At 60.6% G+C, this 17607-nt stretch carries 17 protein-coding genes and 1 pseudogene; 7 read left to right on the top strand and 11 right to left on the bottom strand.

From position 1 onward, the window contains the following. From ASD01_RS28560 to rsmI, 10 genes and pseudogenes are all read right to left on the bottom strand, one after another. On the bottom strand, positions 1-1983 hold the full coding sequence (locus ASD01_RS28560; RefSeq protein ID WP_060644816.1) for a hypothetical protein: 1983 nt from the start codon (positions 1981-1983) through the stop codon (positions 1-3). Between the two features lie 820 nt (positions 1984-2803). Continuing rightward, positions 2804-3034, bottom strand: a pseudogene (locus tag ASD01_RS28555) (magnesium chelatase domain-containing protein); the annotation flags it as partial. A gap of 215 nt (positions 3035-3249) precedes the next feature. Continuing rightward, complete coding sequence (gene gshB / locus ASD01_RS28550; RefSeq protein ID WP_034804450.1) at positions 3250-4197, bottom strand: glutathione synthase; 948 nt, start codon at positions 4195-4197, stop codon at positions 3250-3252. Positions 4198-4344: 147 nt separating this feature from the next. After that, positions 4345-5334 carry an exonuclease/endonuclease/phosphatase family protein gene (locus tag ASD01_RS28545; RefSeq protein ID WP_034804453.1) on the bottom strand — a complete coding sequence of 330 codons (990 nt, stop codon included), beginning with the start codon at positions 5332-5334 and terminating at the stop codon, positions 4345-4347. Further along, positions 5331-6443: a sn-glycerol-3-phosphate import ATP-binding protein UgpC gene (locus ASD01_RS28540; protein ID WP_034804456.1), complete on the bottom strand. Its 1113-nt coding sequence runs from the start codon at positions 6441-6443 to the stop codon at positions 5331-5333. Before ASD01_RS28540 ends, ASD01_RS28545 begins: the two co-directional genes overlap by 4 nt. 66 nt (positions 6444-6509) lie before the next feature. Further along, positions 6510-7352 carry a sn-glycerol-3-phosphate ABC transporter permease UgpE gene (ugpE, locus tag ASD01_RS28535; RefSeq protein ID WP_034804459.1) on the bottom strand — a complete coding sequence of 281 codons (843 nt, stop codon included), beginning with the start codon at positions 7350-7352 and terminating at the stop codon, positions 6510-6512. Between the two features lie 10 nt (positions 7353-7362). Beyond that, positions 7363-8367, bottom strand: coding sequence for an ABC transporter permease subunit (locus ASD01_RS28530; protein ID WP_234798720.1), 1005 nt, complete (start codon positions 8365-8367; stop codon positions 7363-7365). Positions 8368-8372: 5 nt separating this feature from the next. After that, positions 8373-9671 carry an extracellular solute-binding protein gene (locus ASD01_RS28525; RefSeq protein ID WP_029742937.1) on the bottom strand — a complete coding sequence of 433 codons (1299 nt, stop codon included), beginning with the start codon at positions 9669-9671 and terminating at the stop codon, positions 8373-8375. 160 nt (positions 9672-9831) lie between these two features. Then, the gene (locus ASD01_RS28520) at positions 9832-10200 is read right to left on the bottom strand and encodes a YraN family protein (protein WP_034804462.1); all 369 of its coding nucleotides are present in this window, start codon (positions 10198-10200) and stop codon (positions 9832-9834) included. Continuing rightward, positions 10190-11119: a 16S rRNA (cytidine(1402)-2'-O)-methyltransferase gene (rsmI, locus tag ASD01_RS28515; RefSeq protein ID WP_034804465.1), complete on the bottom strand. Its 930-nt coding sequence runs from the start codon at positions 11117-11119 to the stop codon at positions 10190-10192. The genes ASD01_RS28520 and rsmI overlap by 11 nt, the downstream gene beginning before the upstream one ends. 252 nt (positions 11120-11371) lie before the next feature. On the opposite strand from rsmI, the gene dnaN reads away from it, so the two are divergent. The 7 genes from dnaN to ASD01_RS36280 all read left to right on the top strand — a co-directional run bounded on the left by dnaN (position 11372) and on the right by ASD01_RS36280 (position 16537). Further along, entirely contained in the window at positions 11372-12490 is a 1119-nt protein-coding gene (dnaN, locus tag ASD01_RS28510; protein WP_034804468.1) for a DNA polymerase III subunit beta, read from the top strand. Between the two features lie 238 nt (positions 12491-12728). Further along, complete coding sequence (gene pmtA / locus ASD01_RS28505; RefSeq protein WP_082572892.1) at positions 12729-13331, top strand: phospholipid N-methyltransferase PmtA; 603 nt, start codon at positions 12729-12731, stop codon at positions 13329-13331. A 4-nt stretch (positions 13332-13335) separates the two neighbouring features. Beyond that, a complete protein-coding gene (locus ASD01_RS28500) occupies positions 13336-13923 on the top strand; it encodes a histidine phosphatase family protein (protein ID WP_034804471.1) in 588 nt (195 codons plus the stop codon). Positions 13924-13926: 3 nt separating this feature from the next. Then, complete coding sequence (gene pyrF / locus ASD01_RS28495; RefSeq protein WP_034804475.1) at positions 13927-14631, top strand: orotidine-5'-phosphate decarboxylase; 705 nt, start codon at positions 13927-13929, stop codon at positions 14629-14631. A 115-nt stretch (positions 14632-14746) separates the two neighbouring features. Next, positions 14747-15034: a DUF1330 domain-containing protein gene (locus ASD01_RS28490; RefSeq protein WP_034804478.1), complete on the top strand. Its 288-nt coding sequence runs from the start codon at positions 14747-14749 to the stop codon at positions 15032-15034. 120 nt (positions 15035-15154) lie between these two features. Then, positions 15155-16135, top strand: a complete 981-nt coding sequence (locus ASD01_RS28485; protein ID WP_034804481.1) for a complex I NDUFA9 subunit family protein — start codon at positions 15155-15157, stop codon at positions 16133-16135. Between the two features lie 240 nt (positions 16136-16375). Beyond that, positions 16376-16537 carry a hypothetical protein gene (locus ASD01_RS36280; RefSeq protein ID WP_034804494.1) on the top strand — a complete coding sequence of 54 codons (162 nt, stop codon included), beginning with the start codon at positions 16376-16378 and terminating at the stop codon, positions 16535-16537. A 165-nt stretch (positions 16538-16702) separates the two neighbouring features. On the opposite strand, the gene ASD01_RS28480 is transcribed toward ASD01_RS36280, so the two are convergent. Beyond that, on the bottom strand, positions 16703-17509 hold the full coding sequence (locus tag ASD01_RS28480; RefSeq protein ID WP_034804497.1) for an undecaprenyl-diphosphate phosphatase: 807 nt from the start codon (positions 17507-17509) through the stop codon (positions 16703-16705). Between the last annotated feature and the right edge of the window lie 98 nt (positions 17510-17607).

Raw genomic sequence — 17607 nt, 5'->3', positions numbered from 1 at the left:
TCACCAAATAACCGGGATAGCAATGTCGCCGGAAGCTATCCGCCCCTCGACATCCGATTGGACAATAGCGAATTGGGAAGCGAACCTACTTTCTTTGATCTTAATAATGTATCCTTCCACAATGCCGAGGAAAGGTATCCATTTCCGGATGAACCGCTTCGGATTCAGATACAAAACCTTCTCCATCTGCTTGTACATGGCGACCTTTGCCAAACATAAATCCCGCATTGTATTTTCCCGAACGGTGAATCTCCGAGCAGAATTGAATAGAAGCGCTTCCTCTTCTATCTTTGTGTTTTTCTTCGATTTACTTCGATCCCCAAACAGCGCAAAATGAAGCCCGTTCTCTAGCCCAAGCTCCTTCCTTCTTTCGAAGTCTGATGGATCGACACCGATTTTTGCTGCGGCGTCGTCAAGCGAAGAGGCCGATACCGCCTCCCAAGCGTCGAGGAATTTCCGGATCATCTCCTGCAGGATGGCTTTGACACCCTGCAAGTCGAGATAGTGATACGCCATCTCGGGTGTCGATTGCCCCGCGATCGCCATAGCCAAGTTCACATCGAAGGAACCATCGGCCCGTTTGGCGTTCATGAAGCTTCGACGAATAACCCTTTTCGTGACACTCAAACCTCCGAACAGGGCGTTGTCTTTATGGCGATCCAAAAAACCATAGTGCCAGTCTCTGTCCATCTGACCTAAGTTGTGCCTCACGGTGTATTCGCCGGGACGCCTGTATATCCAAAGCCTTTCGGCTATTGGGCCGTCTACGGGCCTCATCGGTTTGGACATTTCCCTGAACATCTCTATGACGCGGAAACCGGAAACCTCACCCTTTACTTTTACGGAAACTTCGCCGACCTCGTCTTCACGCAACCGCCCCTTAACCTCCTTGCCGCCGGCTCGGTTCTTCTTTTCGGCAATCGTGGCGATCTGTCGCTTTCCACGCTTAGAAGTACCGACGTATGGGTCCTCCCCGAGGTCCTTTGTCGGCTGCACATTCAATCCCGTGTCGATCAAGATAATATGAAATGCGGCATTGAGCGCCTTGGTCGTGGCTTCAATGAAGGATTGGAGGTGCGCGTGGCCGCCCGCCCACGCGACGAGCTTTTGAAATTTTTTCAAGCCAAACACAATATCACGACTATTGTGATATACATCTTTGTAATACCTAATGATAACTGAGAATAAATCGCAGTCACTTAGGCCGATTTCGACGCCAAATATCGGATTTCCAATCCGATCGCCGGGTCTGCGCAATATTATTGCTTCAAACTCATCGATAGACATCTTAGGCTTTTCGCCCAGGACTACCTGACCACGCTGAAAGTTCTCATAATCGGATAGGAATTCTGCAACGTAGCAACTGCGTAGCTCCGCCAAGGCCTTTGCGTTCGTTGCGATGAACTCATTCGAAGCTTCGAGTTCGGTTTTGTTTGTGAGGTCAAGCCGTCCCGCTTTGTAGAGAAGGCTCGCGAGCGAGTCCGTACCCGATTCAGTACTGAATTTTGACGCTGTTCTCTGCCTCATCTGAACGGCGGGGAGAAACCCTGCATCGACCAGCCAATTGAGCGCACTGCGTGCGGCCTCGACATACTTGTCACGTACCTTCCGTTTCGTGGAGATGGTGAGCGATCGGTCGTCGACATCGCCCATCACACGAAGAAACTCGTTAGTGACGTGTTGCCAGTCTTTTTGTGTCGGCGTCCTACCGCCCTGAAGGGTTTGAAATACCCGCGTGGCGACCTCGTCCTTCCCTAGCGATCCTGCTGCCCCAAGACCCTGCAGGAGAAGACGGAGCTTCTTGAAGTACCCGTGCGCCGTATCACCGGCCTTAAAGGTGGCGGCCCTGCGCCATGCCGCTTCTAAGCCTCTACAAAACTTTTCACCGAACAGATGCAGCACTGTGGTCAAATTATAGCGCTTGCGATGCCCGCTTATCGAAAAGCTATATTCGGTGATCCCGAAGTCTTCAATTTCAATCAACGACGGCTCCCCACCAGCCTCAATAAATAGCGATCTGGTGTCTTGATTTTCCGAAATATTTTTTAAGTTGAATTCTTGTTTTTAAGCGCCTTGTCGCCTATGAATTGAATAACAAGACTTCGATCTCAGCATAATTAAAGACTCCACGAAGCGTTACAATGCATTACCCCTGTCTGTTTGCACGAATTATTGATTCTATTACATAACTAGAGTCAATTTGTCGATCGTTAAATTATTGATCGACGAGATGTACTTATGACCGGCGATAGGGCGCTGAAGGTAAGTTGCACCGCTCGAGATATAGCTGGGAAGACTTTTCTGATCGACTGTACGGCAACGTCGCGGCTATGAGCGGCCACTTGCGATTGCGACGTCGCCAATCGGCAGGATGCGCAAAAGCTCCCAGCCGGCGTCGAGAGACAGTGCCAACAGGCCGTCGGTTAGTGGCCGGCCGCGCAGCGACCTGATGATGGTGGAAGCATGCAGTACGCCATCGCGCTAGGCAGGTAGGCCGAAGCCCCGCGACTGCAGACGACGACAAATTTGCAAAAACAGCCCTGACGGCGATCCTGCAGACACCGTTACGGATTTAATCGCCAATGGCATCGATCAGCAGGTTCGAACGCTACGAAGCTCACCGACACAAGAGGCTGATTGCGGCATCGGGATGCGGGTCTTCATGGACATCCGCGGTTCGACCAGCCTCGCGCATCTTCCGCGCTCGGTTACCAATATCCATATTCGTAAAAACATTGACGATAACGTGTTGTAAAATTTTGTCGATTTACCACGAATACGATCGCCAATGTGGCTTCCGGACTCCTTCCTTGGGAAGGTCAGCGGGCGCAAGATTGACGGTCACGCGCTTGGCCGGCAGCGCCAGACCTGAAGCATGAAGGGCGGCCTGCACCCGCTCGCGGCTTTCGGCGACGGCCTTGTCCGGCAGGCCGACGATCTGCATGCCGACCTTGCCCGGCGCGACCATCACCTGCACATCGACAGGCAGGCCCTCGATACCCTGAAATGCGACCGTGCTGACGCGCGCGACCATGCTTGCCCCTCGCCCAGGCAGCCCAGTTATCGGGCGCCACAACCGCCCAGGGTTGCAGGCAGAAGCCTTGCACGGATCGCGCACAAAAACAAGAACAATAACGGAACATTTGAGGAGGCGCGGGTGTGTATCCGGGACGCTTCGGCAAACGGCCGCGGGCGTAGGCCCGCGGCAAGCGCCATCGACCCGAGATGGATCCTAGGCCGAGATCTTGATCAGGCGCGCTTGCGCTCGATCGCATCCCAGAGCAGGCTCGCGACATCGGCGCCGCCGAACTTCTTCACTTCGCGGATGCCGGTCGGCGACGTCACGTTGATCTCGGTCATGTAGTCGCCGATAACGTCGATGCCGACGAAGAGGAAGCCGCGCTCCTTCAGCGCAGGCGCGATGCGGGCGCAGATTTCCTTCTCACGCGCCGTCAGTTCGGTCGGCTCAGGCCGGCCGCCAGCATGCATGTTGGAGCGGGCGTCGTGGTCTGCCGGAACGCGGTTGATGGCGCCGACCGGCTCGCCGTCGACGAGCAGGATGCGCTTGTCGCCCTTGCGCACCGCCGGCAGGTATTCCTGGGCGATGAAGGGCTCGCGGAACATCTGGCCGAACATTTCGAGCAGAGAGGACATGTTGCGGTCGTCGCGGGTCGAGTGGAACACGCCGGCGCCGCCGTTGCCGTAGAGCGGCTTCAGGATGATGTCGCCCATTTCCTGGCGGAAGCTGGAGATCTCAGCGGGGTCGCGGGTGATCAGCGTCTTCGGCATCAGGTCGGCGAATTCGGTGACGAAGATCTTCTCCGGCGAATTGCGCACCCAGGCGGGATCATTGACGACCAGCGTCTTCGGATGCAGGCGTTCCAAAAGGTGCGTCGAGGTAATGTAGGCCATGTCGAAGGGCGGGTCCTGGCGCAGCAGGATGACGTCCATGGTCGAAAGATCCACGCGCTCGGCTTCGCCAAGCGTGAAGTGGTCGCCCTTGACGTCGCGCAGCGTCATCGGCTGCACGCTCGCATAGACCTTGCCGTCGCGCAGCGACAGCTTTTCCGGCGTATAGTGGAAGAGGCGATAGCCGCGCGACTGTGCCTCGAGGCTCATGGCGAAGGTGGAGTCACCCGCAATGTTGATGCCCGACACATGGTCCATCTGGACCCCGACATTGACGATTTTCGCCATCTACCCATTCCCTCATGGATCACGCTTAGCGTGATCGATTTCAAACCGCCGGAGCGAATGAGGACGGGAAAACCGCTGCCCTCTGCCGCACTGGCAAAGCCCTCGACATGTAGAATGCGGGCGGGCCTTAGGCAAGGAGAGGCGAGCCTATTCGAAGCCTTCGATCACGCAGGTGATGAGATCGTGATCCGAAAGCGGCCGGCCGGTTTCGTCAAGCGAAGGAATGATCGTGGTCTCGCCGATCTTCAGCCCGCGCGACAGGAACCAGTCGAGCTTCATCGCCCGCTCTGGCCAGCGGGTGATCAGGCTCGGCCGCGTGGTCATCACGTCGAGCGGCCCACCATGGCGGGTAAAGCCTCTGATGGCGCTCATGGCAAACAGCCCTTCGGCCTCGAAATCGCCGCCGGCATGGTTGCCGGTATTGAGATCGCCACCGATCATCACCGGCAGGCCGGGGAAAGTCTCGTCGAGTGCATCGATCAATTCCTTGACCTGGCGCTCTCGGTAGACGGCAGTCGTCGCACTCTCGAGATGGGTGGAGACGGCGACGAAGGGTCCGGCTTCCGTCTCGATGACGGCGCCGATCGCACAGCGCTCGCCAAGGCGCGGCTGCTCGCCATCGGTGAACCAGAGGCGTCCGCCCCATAGGCGCAACATGAAGGGCCGGGAGAACGGCACCGCAGCCATCAGCGCATTGCCATGGAACCCCTTGGCGTTGAATTCGTCCTCACAGAACTCACGCTCCGTATCGGAGCCGAGACCCATCTCGATGAACTCGATGCCATACGCATAGTGCATGCCGAGTGTTTCGGCGACTTCGGCGGTCGGGTGACGCTGGCCGGTGCGGGCCATGCCGTTGTCCATTTCTGAAAGAAGGACGACCGGCGCGTTCGTCGCGGCGAGATGGGCGGCGCTTTCGGCCGGAAACAGGCAGCGCTCCAGGTTCCAGGCAGCAACGGTGAACGGGAAGGCGAGCGGCGTATCGGAGGCCGGTGTGCCGCCGACCTCCACGCTGTTCATCTCCGGCCGTGCGGCCATGGCTGCGTCATGGGCGGCAATGGTGCGCACGATCTCGGCAAAGCTGGCGCGCGTTTCAAGCGAAGGAACGGCAAGCTGCTCGACGGTCTTGGAGATCACGATGCGGTCTCCAGGCGTGGCGCTGCAACCGGCGCTTCATTGGCAAACGACGTGCCGCGCTCCAGCCGCTTGCCGGTCTCGGTCGAGAAGAAGTGCAGACGGTCGACGGCGATCGTCACTGCAAGATCACCCGAAAGTGGCGTCTCCGGAGACAGCGCGATGGTGAGCGCCTGGCTCTCGATGGTGCCGTGCACGAGCCGCTGCGCGCCCAGTTCCTCGACATAGTCGACCTGGAACAGCATGGCGTCCTCGCCGACGCCGGCGAGCTTGAGATCTTCGGCGCGAAGCCCAACCGTGACCGGGCCTTCGACCGGCGCACGGTCGCCAAGCGCGATCCTGTAGAGACCGATCTGCAGGTTGCCGCCTTCGATCACACCCTTGATCAGGTTCATCGCCGGCGAGCCGATGAAGCTGGCGACGAAGGTTGAGGCCGGGCGGTGATAGACGTCGAGCGGACGGCCGATCTGTTCGATGCGACCGCCATTCAGCACCACCAGACGGTCTGCAAGGGTCATCGCCTCGAGCTGGTCGTGGGTGACGTAGAGCGAGGTCGTGCCGAGGCGCTTCTGCAGGCGTTTGATCTCGCCGCGCATGGAGACGCGCAGCTTGGCGTCGAGATTGGAGAGCGGCTCGTCGAAGAGGAAGGCCGCCGGCTTGCGCACGATGGCGCGGCCCATGGCGACGCGCTGGCGCTGGCCGCCCGAGAGCGCACGGGGCTTGCGGGTAAGATAGGGCTCGATCTCCAGCATGCGAGCGGCTTCTGCGACGCGGGCGTCGATCTCGGCCTTCGGCGTCTTGCGGTTCTTCAGGCCGTAAGCGAGGTTTTCGTAGACGGTCATGTGCGGATAGAGCGCGTAGTTCTGGAAGACCATGGCGATGTCGCGCTCGGCCGGATCGACCTCGTTGATCACGCGTGAGCCGATCGTCACCGTGCCCTTCGAAATCGTCTCCAGCCCCGCGACCATGCGCAGAAGCGTGGACTTGCCGCAGCCGGACGGGCCGACCAGCACGATGAATTCGCCGTCCTCGATATCGATCGAGACGGATTTCACCGCCTCGACATTGCCGTGATAGATCTTCGAGACCTCGGCGATGGTAATGGCCGCCATGGCTGCCTCCGTAAGATTGATGTCGTTTCAGGAGCGGGCGGGACTTTTGTCCCGCCACGACCCCGTTTACTTGTCGCTTTCCGTCAGGCCCTTGATGAACCAGCGCTGGAAGATCACGACGATCATGACCGGCGGCAGCATGGCGAGAATCGCCAGCGCAAAGGCCTCGTTATAGTCGGGGATGTTCGAGCCGACCCAGACGAGCAGGATCTGCTTGATGCCGCGCACCAGGGTGAAGAAGCCTTCGTCGGTGGTCATCAGGGTGGGCCAGAGATACTGGTTCCAACCGTAGACGAACATGATGATGAAGATCGCCGCCATCATCGTGCGCGAGAGCGGCACCAGTACGTCGATGAAGAACTTGAAGGGGCCGGCGCCGTCGATGCGCGCGGCCTCCAGCAACTCGTCCGGCACCGACTTGAAGAACTGCCGGAAGTAGAAGGTGCCCGTCGCCGAGGCGAGAAGCGGCACGATCAGGCCGGTATAGGTGTTGGTCAGCTTCAGCGTGTTCATCACTTCATAGGAAGGAAGGATGCGCACTTCGAGTGGCAGAAGCAGGGTGGTGAAGATCACCCAGAAGAAGAAGGTCGCGAGCGGAAAGCGGAAATAGACGAGCGCATAGGCCGCCAGCATCGACAGCACGATCTTGCCGACGGCGAAACCCAGGCCGAGGATCATCGAGTTCAGCATCATGTTGAAGCCGGTGATCTTGCCGGTGAAGCCGCCCTCGCGCGTCAGTACCGTCTGGTAGGTCTCGACGAAATGGCCGCCCCAGCTGAGGCTGAGACCGTTGCGGTGAATGTCGGCCGCCTCGTGCGTCGAGGTCATGAAGGCGACGACGACGGGCGCCACCATGATGAAGACGCCGAAGAGCAGGATGATGTGGTCGAAAATCTTGGTGCGATACATCGGCCCCACCTCAGTTGTAATGCACGCGCCGCTCGATGAAGCGGAACTGGAAGATGGTGAGCACGAAGACGATCAGCATCAGGATCACTGACTGGGCCGAGGAGCCGCCGAGATCGTTGCCGCGGAAACCGTCCATGTAGACCTTGTAGACAAGGGTGATCGGGTTGTTGGCAGCCTTGTCCTTCACCATCACGTCGATGACGCCGAAAGTGTCGAACAGCGCATAGGTGACGTTGATGATCAGAAGGAAGAAGGCGGTCGGCGCGAGCAGCGGCAGGATCACCGTCCAGAAACGGCGGAAGCCCGAGCGGCAGTCGATCGCCGCAGCTTCCCGCACCGAGACCGGAATGCCCTGGAGCCCTGAGAGGAAGAAGATGAAATTGTAGGGGATCTGTTTCCAGACCGAGACGACCACCATGGAAAAGGCGGTGTCGAAGTAGTTCAGACCAACCTTGATGTCCCAGCCGAACCAGCGCGCAAGCTCGACGATCGGGCCGATATGCTGGTCGAAGAACATCATGCCGATGAGGCCTGCGACCGGCGGGGCAATGGCATAGACCCAGATCAGCAGCGTCTTATAGGCGGCGTTGCCGCGGATGACGCCATCGGCCTTGACGGCGAGCAGCAGCCCGATCGACAGCGCAAAGAAGGTGACCAACGCCGTGAAAACGGCGGTGAAACGGACAATGCCGAGATATTCGCCTGATTTCAGCACGTCGGTATAATTGGTCATCCCGACGAAGGTCGAGCCGAAACCGAAGGGGTCTTCAAGATAGAACGACGACTGGAGCGCCTGAACCGACGGCCAGTAGAAGAAGATGAAGATGATCGCGAGCTGCGGCGCGAGGAAGAGGTATGGCAGGAACGGCGAGGAGAACTGCACGCGCTTTGCAGCGCTTTCGCCTCCGCTATTCGACTGGCCACCGAAAATCCGGAAGGCGCCGAAGCGACGCCCCCCGGTCTTTGTTCCGGTCCCTCCCCGCGCTGCGGGGAGGAGATCTGTCGCGGTCGACATCGAGATCAGCCGGCCGTCTTGGCGAAACGGGCGAGCAGCTCGTTGCCTTCCTTCTCGATGGTGTCGAACGCGTCCTTGACGGTCGTTTCGCCCGAGAAGATGCGGCCGTATTCGCGTTCCATGATTTCGCGGATCTGCGGGTAGAAGCCGAGGCGGTAGCCCTTCGACCAGTCGCCGGCCGGCAGCATCAGCTGCTTGATGCCGACTTCGGCAACCGGCTTCTCCTTGTAGTAGCCATCCTTCTGGGCAAGCTCGTAGGCTGCCTTGGTGATGGCCACATAGCCGGTGGCCTTGTGGTAGAAGTACTGGATCTCAGGCGAGGTCAGGAACTGGAAGAAGTCGGCAACGCACTTGTTTTCTTCATCCGTCTTGCCGGACATGGCAAAGAGTGCCGCGCCGCCGATGAAGGAGTTGGTGCCGGCGCCCTTGATCGAGCCCCAATAGGGCAGGAAGGTTGCCGAGAACGGCATCTGCGCCGTCTTCTGCAGGCCGCCGAACGAACCCGACGAACCGATCCAGAACGCAGCCTTGCCTTCTTCGAAGACCTTCTGGTTGTCGTTCCAGCCGGCGCCGTAGAAGGCGAAGTAGCCTTCATCCTTCCAGGCCTTCAGCTTGTCGAACATCATGACGAGGTTCGGGTCGGTGACCTTCAGCTCAGTGTCGACGACGGCGTCGTAGCCGTTGTTGTTGGTGGCGAACTGGATGTTGTTGCGGGAGAAGAAGTTCTCCGTGAACTGCCAGGTGAGCTGCGACTGGACGAGCGGGATGTAACCGGCTTCCTTCAGCTTCGGGGCGACGGCCTCGAACTCTTCCCAGGTCTTCGGCGCTTCGACGCCGGCCTTCTTCAGGGCCTCGTCGTTGATGTACATGATCGGCGCGGAGGAATTGAACGGCATGCCGACGAACTTGCCTTCGCTGTCGGCGTAGAAGTAGCGCACGCCATCGATGAAGGCGTTGCGGTCGAAGTTGTGACCAGCCTTGATGATCAGGTCTTCGGCCGGGATGACCGCGCCCTTGGCGTTGATGATCGTGGCGGCACCGGCGTCGAAGACCTGCAGGATGTTCGGCTGTTCACCCGAGCGGAAAGCGGCGATACCGGAAGCGAGCGCTTCCTCGTAGGTGCCCTTGGAAACCGGGGTCAGCGCGCAGGCGCTCTGGGCTTCATTGAACTTCTTGGAAACTTCATTGATGACTTCGCCGTTGCGGCCGGCCATGCCGTGCCACCAGGTAATGTTGGTCGCGGCAAGCGACGAGGTCGCGGAAAATGCAAGGGTAAGGGCTGCGAGCGTAAACTTCTTGAACATGACTAATCCTCTCCACCGGGTTGCGGATGGCAGTGGACTAGTGACCTTCAATGACAGGCCCGTAACGCTTTTATGTCGGAACGATTACAAATTCGAGAATATGTTCCAATGAGGGGCACCCGCGGAACAACGCAATCATTTCCCTTCATTATGCGCCGATTCAGAACGCATCCGGCAGGTGCCGCGGCCAGCCCCAAGGGGTCACGGTGACGATGTCGTAGCGCACGGAAAGCCTGTTGAAATCAGGCTGTTTCGCCAGCCAAAGATCGCTCGCGGCACGGATACGCCTCTGCGCTGTCGCCGTCACGGCGAAGACGTCGTCTTCGGCCGAGCGACGGGCCTTGACCTCGACGCAGGCGATGAGATCGCCGCGCCGGGCAATGATGTCAATTTCGCCAAGCTTGGTGCGATGGCGCATCGCGACGATGCGGTAGCCCTTGAGCAAGAGACAGAGTGCGGCGCGATACTCGGCTAGGTATCCCCGCCTGAGTGCCTTCAGCTTCCGCCGATCACCCGCCTCAGTCGCCATTGCGTTCCTTCAACTGCAGCAGCCGGTCATAGAGTTCCTTGCGCGGCAGGCCCGTCTGGCGGGCGGCTTCGGTTGCCGCCTTGCCGGTCGGCATGTCGGCGACCAGGCTTTGCAGCAGCGCGTCGACGTCGGCCGCTTCCGGTTCGGGCGCGGCATCGGGAGGGCCGATGACGAGCACGATCTCGCCCTTGACCGGCCCCGCCTGTTCATAATGAGCAGCAAGCTCGCCGAGCGTGCCGCGGCGAAATTCCTCGAAGGTCTTGGTCAATTCGCGGCAGACGGACGCCCGCCTGCCTTCCCCCAAAACGTCGGCCGCCGCCGCAACCGTCGCAGCGATCCGGTGCGGCGATTCGAAGAACAGGATCGTTGCCGGCACGGCGGCGAGTTCCCTGAGGCGATCGCGTTTGGCCTTGTCCTTGGTCGGCAGGAAACCGGCAAAGAGGAAAGCATCGTTCGGCAGGCCGGACCCGACGAGGGCTGCAAGCGGCGCCGAGGCGCCGGGAATCGGCACGACGCGATGTCCGGCCTCGATCGCAAGCTGCCCCAGGCGGTAGCCGGGGTCAGAGACCAGTGGCGTGCCGGCATCAGAGACGAGTGCCACCGAACGCCCTTCGGCGAGCGCTGCCAGCAGCCGCGGACCGGCCTCGTCGGCATTGTGCTCGTGGTAGGCGTAGGGCCGATTGGTGATGCCGTATCGATCAAGCAGAACACGGGTGACCCGCGTGTCCTCACAGGCAAGCACATCGGCGCCGGCCAATGTTTCCAGCGCGCGCAGCGTGATATCGCCGAGATTCCCGATCGGGGTTGCCACCAGATAGAGCGCGGCATCAAGGGGGCGGGCCGGAACGCTCACATTGTGCAGCCGGTAGCTGCGCTCCCTCTGTCCGCCCGCCGGTTCCGCTGTCTTTTGCTTTTCCACCTGTAACGTCCTGATCGTGCTTACCGATGTGTCTGTCCGGTCTTTATGAGTGAGCCACCATCGCAGAGCAAGGGCAAGACGACGGGCCTACGTGCCGCATCTGGGGACAGAAGCCCTCAAACCCCTTGCTTTCCGGGCGCTCTTTCTGCCATTTTGCCGGTCCACATCTATCCGGTCGGTCGGCCGGGGCACTCGCAGTTGACGCTCAGGCGGACGTTTCGCCCGCCGGGCAATGGTTGAAAGCGGCATCCCATGCGCATTACTCTCGAGCGATCCAACCTCCTGAAATCGCTGAACCACGTGCACCGCGTGGTGGAGCGGCGAAACACGATCCCGATCCTCTCGAACGTGCTCCTGCGTTCCGACGGCGCCAGCCTCGAAATGAAGGCGACCGACCTCGACCTCGAAATCACCGAGGCGACCCCGGCCCAGGTGGAGCAGGCGGGCGCGACCACCGTGCCAGCGCACCTGCTCTACGACATCGTGCGCAAGCTGCCCGACGGTTCGGAAGTGCTGCTCGCCACCAACGCCGAGGGCACGGCGATGACCGTCGCCTCGGGCCGTTCCAAGTTCTCGCTGCAGTGCCTGCCGCAATCCGACTTCCCGGATCTGACCGCCGGCAGCTTCTCGCATTCGTTCCGCCTCAAGGCGACCGACCTCAAGATGTTGATCGATCGCACCCAGTTTGCGATCTCGACCGAGGAAACCCGCTACTATCTCAACGGCATCTTCGTACACACGGTCGAAAGCAAGGGTGAGCTGAAACTGCGCGCCGTCGCAACCGACGGCCATCGCCTGGCGCGCGCCGACGTCGAGGCGCCATCCGGCTCCGAAGGCATGCCGGGCATCATCATCCCGCGCAAGACCGTCAGCGAATTGCAGAAGCTGCTCGACAACCCGGAACTCGTCGTCACCGTCGAAGTCTCGGACGCCAAGATCCGCTTGACGATCGGCTCGATCGTCATGACCTCGAAGCTGATCGACGGCACTTTCCCCGACTACCAGCGCGTCATCCCAGCCAACAACGACAAGGAACTGCGCGTCGATTGCCAGTCCTTCGCCCAGGCGGTCGATCGCGTATCGACGATCTCGTCGGAGCGCGGCCGCGCCGTCAAGTTGGCGCTGAACGAAGGCCAGATGACGCTGACGGTCAACAATCCCGATTCCGGCAGTGCTACGGAAGAACTGCCCGTCGGCTACGACCACGATCCGCTCGAAATCGGCTTCAACGCCAAGTACCTGCTCGACATTACTTCGCAGCTGACCGGCACCGATGCGATCTTCATGCTGGCAGACCCGGGCTCGCCGACGCTCGTCCGTGATCTGGCCGCTGAAGATGCGCTCTATGTGCTCATGCCGATGCGCGTGTAGCCGGGCCTGACGCGGCGCGAAATGCCAACCCGTCACGCCCGCGCGTGACGGGTTTTTTGTTGGCCGCGGCATCTGCGGACTGTTGATAAGCGAACGCTTTCAGGCGCAGACAGACTTGTTTTTGCCGCAGATGGGGACACATTATGATCACCGCCGCCGCGGCCGGCCCGAATCACCGGGCGAGGAATTTTGAGCGGACGGCCTGTGCGAGGAGAGGACAGCGGTTTTGAGGGGTTCAATGAATTTGCGCGTGAAGGTGAAGGAACGGCTCGGACGGAAGTTCGACGAAGAGATTCGCTTTTTCAAGGGATGGATGAGCAATGCCAAGGCCGTCGGCGCGATCCTGCCGACCTCCTCCGTCACAGCGCGCCGAATGGCGAGCGTCATCAATCCGGCCTCAGGCCTTCCGGTTCTTGAGCTCGGCCCCGGCACCGGCGTCATCACCAAGGCGATCCTGGAACGTGGCCTTGAGCCGTCCAATCTCGTGTCGATCGAGTATTCGACCGATTTCTACAATCAGCTCAAGACCAACTTCAACGGCGTCAACTTCATCAACGGCGACGCCTTCGATCTGGAACACACGCTCGGCGAACTCAACGGCCAGACCTTCGACAGCGTCGTCTCTGCCGTGCCGCTTCTGAACTTCCCGATGCATCGCCGCGTCGAACTGATCGACGATCTGCTGTCGCGCGTTCCGGTCGGCCGGCCGGTCGTGCAGATTTCCTATGGGCCTTTGTCGCCCGTCGTTGCCATGCCGGACCGCTACAGCATCCAGCATCTCGACTTCGTCGTGCGCAACATTCCGCCGGCGCAGCTCTGGGTCTATCGCCGGGCGCACTGACGGGATGTTCGGCGTCTACGTCACCCATCCGCAGGTCCAGATCGATCCGGACGTGCCCGTCCCGCAATGGGGACTTTCCACTGTTGGCCGCGAACGCGCGGTCATCACCGCCCGATTGCCCTGGGTGCGTTCGCTCGGACGGATCGTTTCGAGCGACGAAACCAAGGCGATCGAGACGGCACAACTTTTGGCCGATGCGGCCGGCGTGACGATCGAGGTCCACCACGACATGGGCGAGAACGATCGCTCGGCCACCGGCTTCCTGCCGCCGCCGGAATTCGAGAAGGCGGCCGACTGGTTCTTCGCCAATCCCACCGAAAGCTTCGAGGGCTGGGAGCGCGCGATCGATGCCCAGAGCCGCATCTCGAACGCGGTCTTTCGGATCCTCGGCGATCACGATCCGAAAATCCCGATTGCCTTCGTCGGCCATGGCGGCGTCGGCACACTTCTGAAATGCCGCCTTACCGGCGCGCCAATCTCGCGCGCAGCCGACCAGAAGGGTGGTGGCGGCGGCAATGTCTTCGCTTTCCGCCTTGCGGATCGGACTGTTGCATGCGACTGGACCCCGATGGAACACTGGCAGGGGATTTAGACGATGACCGAAACCGCGCGCGACAGACTGATCGTAGGCCTCGACCTTCCGACGATTGCGGATGCCGAGAAGATCGTGTCGACGCTCGGCAACGATGTCTCCTTCTACAAGATCGGCTACCAGTTGGTCTTTGCCGGCGGCCTGGAATTCGCGCGCGACCTGGCCAAAAGCGGCAAGAACGTCTTCCTCGACATGAAGCTGCTCGACATCGACAACACGGTGGCCAAGGGCGTCGAGAACATCGCCAAGATGGGCATGTCGATGCTGACCCTGCACGCCTATCCGAAGGCGATGAAGGCGGCTGTCGAGGCTGCGAAAGGCTCCGACCTCTGCCTGCTCGGCGTCACCGTGCTCACCTCGATGGACGAGCAGGACGTGATCGATGCCGGCTATGAATACGATCCGCACACGCTGGTGCTGCGCCGGGCCGAACAGGCGCGCGCCGCCGGCATGGGCGGCATCGTCTGCTCAGCGGAAGAATCGGCGGCAGTGCGCAAGATCATCGGGCCGGACATGGCACTCGTCACCCCGGGCATTCGCCCGGCCGGCGCGGACAAGGGCGACCAGAAGCGGGTGATGACGCCCTCCGAGGCGCTCAAGGCCGGATCCAGCCATCTCGTCGTCGCGCGCCCAATCGTCGCAGCCGCCGAGCCGCTTGCGGCTGCCCGCGCCATCCTTGCCGAAATGAACGGTGCGCTCGCGCGCTGATGCCGGGCGACACCCGTCGGACCAACGCGCCCGGTCGATCCGCTTGACCTTGGCCCAAATTTGCCGGAAGTAACACTCCCGTCAGCCTTTCGTGCTGCAAGACGAGGAGCTCAATATGGCCAAGGGATACTGGATCGCACGGGTCGATGTCCGCGACCCCGAGCGCTACAAGGACTATGTAGCGGCCGCAAAGCCCGCCTTCGAGAAATACGGCGCCAATTTTCTGGCACGCGGCGGGCTGCATCATCGGTTGGAGGGTGGCGTTCGCGCCCGCAACGTCGTCATCGAATTTCCATCGCTGCAGGCGGCGATCGACTGTTATAACTCTCCCGAGTACCAGATTGCCGCCGCGATCCGCCAGGAAGTCGCCGACGCCGAGATGGTGGTCGTCGAAGGCGTCTGATCCCACCGCCCCCAACCTTCAGCAGGCTCTGCACGCAGGCGTCGATTGGCCTTCACCTCTCGCGGCTGTTGGGCTATGTAGCAATCAATTCTTTCCGATCCGATCAGGAGTGCACATCCCATGACCTTGTCCAACCTTCCGCCGCTGGTGACGATTTTCGGCGGATCCGGGTTCGTCGGCCGTCATGTGGTGCGCGCGCTCGCCAAACGCGGCTATCGCATCCGCGTCGCCGTTCGCCGGCCGGACCTTGCCGGTCATCTCCAGCCGCTCGGCAATGTCGGCCAGATCTCCTTCGTTCAGGCGAACCTGCGCTACCGTAAATCGGTCGACCGCGCCGTTGAAGGCTCCGATCACGTCATCAACTGCGTCGGCGTGCTGTTCGAGAGCGGCCGCAACACCTTCGATGCGGTCCAGGATTTCGGCGCCCGTGCCGTGGCTGAAGCGGCCCGCGGCGTCGGCGCGACGCTGACCCATATCTCCGCCATCGGCGCCGACGCCTCCTCTGCATCGAACTACGCCCGCAGCAAGGGCCGCGCCGAGGCCGCTATCCTTGAGACCAAGCCTGACGCGATCATCCTGCGTCCATCGGTCGTCTTCGGTCCAGAGGACGGCTTCTTCAACAAGTTCGCCAACATGGCCCGCTTCTCGCCGGTCCTGCCGCTGATCGGCGGCGGCGAGACGAAATTCCAGCCCGTCTACGTGACCGACGTCGCCGAAGCCGTGGCCCGCGCCGTCGACGGCACGATCGCCAAGGGCAAGATCTACGAACTCGGCGGCCCTGACGTCTTGAGCTTCCGCGACTGTCTCGAGATCATGCTCAACACGATCGACCGCAAGCGCACGCTCGTCTCGCTGCCCTTCGGCGTCGCGTCTCTGATCGGCAGCGTTTCGTCGCTGATCCCCTTCGTCACGCCGCCGCTTACCGCCGACCAGGTGGTGTTGCTGAAATCCGACAATGTCGTCTCCACAAAGGCCGTATCGGAAGGCCGCACACTTTCCGGCATCGGCATCGACCCGACGATGCTGGAATCGATCCTGCCGACCTATCTGGTGCGCTACCGCCCGCAGGGCCAGTACACCCGTAGCGGCCGCGCCGCCTGATCGGCAGCAGCCCAACGATTTTTTTGAACGGCCGCCGGAACCACCGGCGGCCGTTTTCTGTTGTATTGCGGTAACAGCGTTGCAGTTCTGCCGCAGTCGGAAAAGCGATTGGCATTTACCGCAAATTCAACATGTCCTGATATTGATCATGTCATATCCACCAACTAAACACCGCCTCGCGCCCCCGATCCCAAGGCATGACGGCGGGCGGCGGCATCAATCTCGAAAGGCATAGCGTCCATGGGCAAGTCGATCGCAATCTTTTTTGCGTGTGCGGCACTGATCATTCTGGCTGGCTCGTTCATGGCGCCGAACACGGTCGCCAGCAGCGGCAAGGATTGCGCACCGGCCTATGGCGTCGATCCGTGCACCACGGCATCGATCGACCTTTCCGGCCACTAAGGGCCGGCGCCTCGACGAGGCATCAAAAGTTATTGGCGGGGGCCAGTAGCCGCGTGCGTTTCACCATGAGACGCACGCGGCTTTGTTTTTAGGGCCTGACAACAGGTCAAAGAAAAAGGCGCGTCCGGGACGCGCCTTTTGTCATTCTGAGATCGTCGGTTCTGCTCAGCCAAGCAGCCACAGACCGATCAGGCCGGCGATCCCGACGATGATGCGCCAGATGGCGAAAGGCGTGAAACCGCGCCGCGAGACGAAGTCGAGCAATGAGCGCACGACGAAGATGCCGGCGACGAAGGCCGCAATGAAACCGACTGCAATCAGGGTAAAATCGTCAAAGGAGAGCGCATCGCGGTTCTTGTAGAGGTCCAGCGTAAAGGCGCCGACCATGGTCGGCATCGCCAGGAAGAACGAGAATTCGGCGGCCGAACGCTTGTCGGTGCCCATCAGCAGGGCGCCGGCGATCGTCGCGCCGGAACGGGACGTTCCGGGGATCATAGCCAGGCACTGGAACAGGCCGATCTTCAGCGCCAGCGACGGCGGGTAGTCCATCACGTCGGTATAGCGCGGCTTCAGCGGCAGATGGTCTATCGCATAAAGGATGACGCCGCCGACGATCAGTACGACGCAGATCAGGACAGGCGTCTCGAACAGCACCGTCTTGATGAAATCATGGGCAATGGCACCGATGACCGCCGCCGGCAGGAAGGCGAGCAGCACTGACACGACGAAGCGGCGCGCCTTGATGCTTGTCGGCAACGCCAGCGCGATCGACAGAAGCTTCTGGAAATAGACGAGCAGGATCGCCAGAATGGCGCCGAGCTGGATGAGGACGGCGAAGGTGTTGCCCGGCGACTTGAAGCCGAGGAAGTGGCCGGCGAGAAGGACGTGCGCCGTCGATGAGACGGGGATGAACTCCGTCAGGCCCTCGATCAGACCGAGGACAAGCGCACTGATGATCGATTGATCCGCCATATATGAGAATTTCCTGACAAGTTTTGGAGTGGGAGGAAAAGGCTGATTCGCTTGTGTTTGCCACCACAAATTTCTATAGCTCTAACACATGAGCCGTG

It is taken from the genome of Ensifer sp. Root423 (assembly GCF_001426275.1).
In the GTDB taxonomy this organism is placed as follows: Bacteria; Pseudomonadota; Alphaproteobacteria; order Rhizobiales; family Rhizobiaceae; genus Ensifer; species Ensifer adhaerens.
Note: the sequence above shows the minus strand (reverse complement) of the source record. Positions and strands in the feature narration are given on the sequence as shown.

Excerpts from the sequence above, each read along its gene's own strand:
- gshB (WP_034804450.1), bottom strand. The coding sequence starts at position 4,197 with ATGGCGAAAATCGTCAATGTCGGGGTCCAGATGGACCATGTGTCGGGC.
- ASD01_RS28540 (WP_034804456.1), bottom strand. The coding sequence starts at position 6,443 with ATGGCGGCCATTACCATCGCCGAGGTCTCGAAGATCTATCACGGCAAT.
- ugpE (WP_034804459.1), bottom strand. The coding sequence starts at position 7,352 with ATGTATCGCACCAAGATTTTCGACCACATCATCCTGCTCTTCGGCGTC.
- ASD01_RS28530 (WP_234798720.1), bottom strand. The coding sequence starts at position 8,367 with ATGTCGACCGCGACAGATCTCCTCCCCGCAGCGCGGGGAGGGACCGGA.
- ASD01_RS28525 (WP_029742937.1), bottom strand. The coding sequence starts at position 9,671 with ATGTTCAAGAAGTTTACGCTCGCAGCCCTTACCCTTGCATTTTCCGCG.
- ASD01_RS28520 (WP_034804462.1), bottom strand. The coding sequence starts at position 10,200 with ATGGCGACTGAGGCGGGTGATCGGCGGAAGCTGAAGGCACTCAGGCGG.
- dnaN (WP_034804468.1), top strand. The coding sequence starts at position 11,372 with ATGCGCATTACTCTCGAGCGATCCAACCTCCTGAAATCGCTGAACCAC.
- pmtA (WP_082572892.1), top strand. The coding sequence starts at position 12,729 with ATGAATTTGCGCGTGAAGGTGAAGGAACGGCTCGGACGGAAGTTCGAC.
- ASD01_RS28500 (WP_034804471.1), top strand. The coding sequence starts at position 13,336 with ATGTTCGGCGTCTACGTCACCCATCCGCAGGTCCAGATCGATCCGGAC.
- pyrF (WP_034804475.1), top strand. The coding sequence starts at position 13,927 with ATGACCGAAACCGCGCGCGACAGACTGATCGTAGGCCTCGACCTTCCG.
- ASD01_RS28490 (WP_034804478.1), top strand. The coding sequence starts at position 14,747 with ATGGCCAAGGGATACTGGATCGCACGGGTCGATGTCCGCGACCCCGAG.
- ASD01_RS28485 (WP_034804481.1), top strand. The coding sequence starts at position 15,155 with ATGACCTTGTCCAACCTTCCGCCGCTGGTGACGATTTTCGGCGGATCC.
- ASD01_RS36280 (WP_034804494.1), top strand. The coding sequence starts at position 16,376 with ATGGGCAAGTCGATCGCAATCTTTTTTGCGTGTGCGGCACTGATCATT.
- ASD01_RS28480 (WP_034804497.1), bottom strand. The coding sequence starts at position 17,509 with ATGGCGGATCAATCGATCATCAGTGCGCTTGTCCTCGGTCTGATCGAG.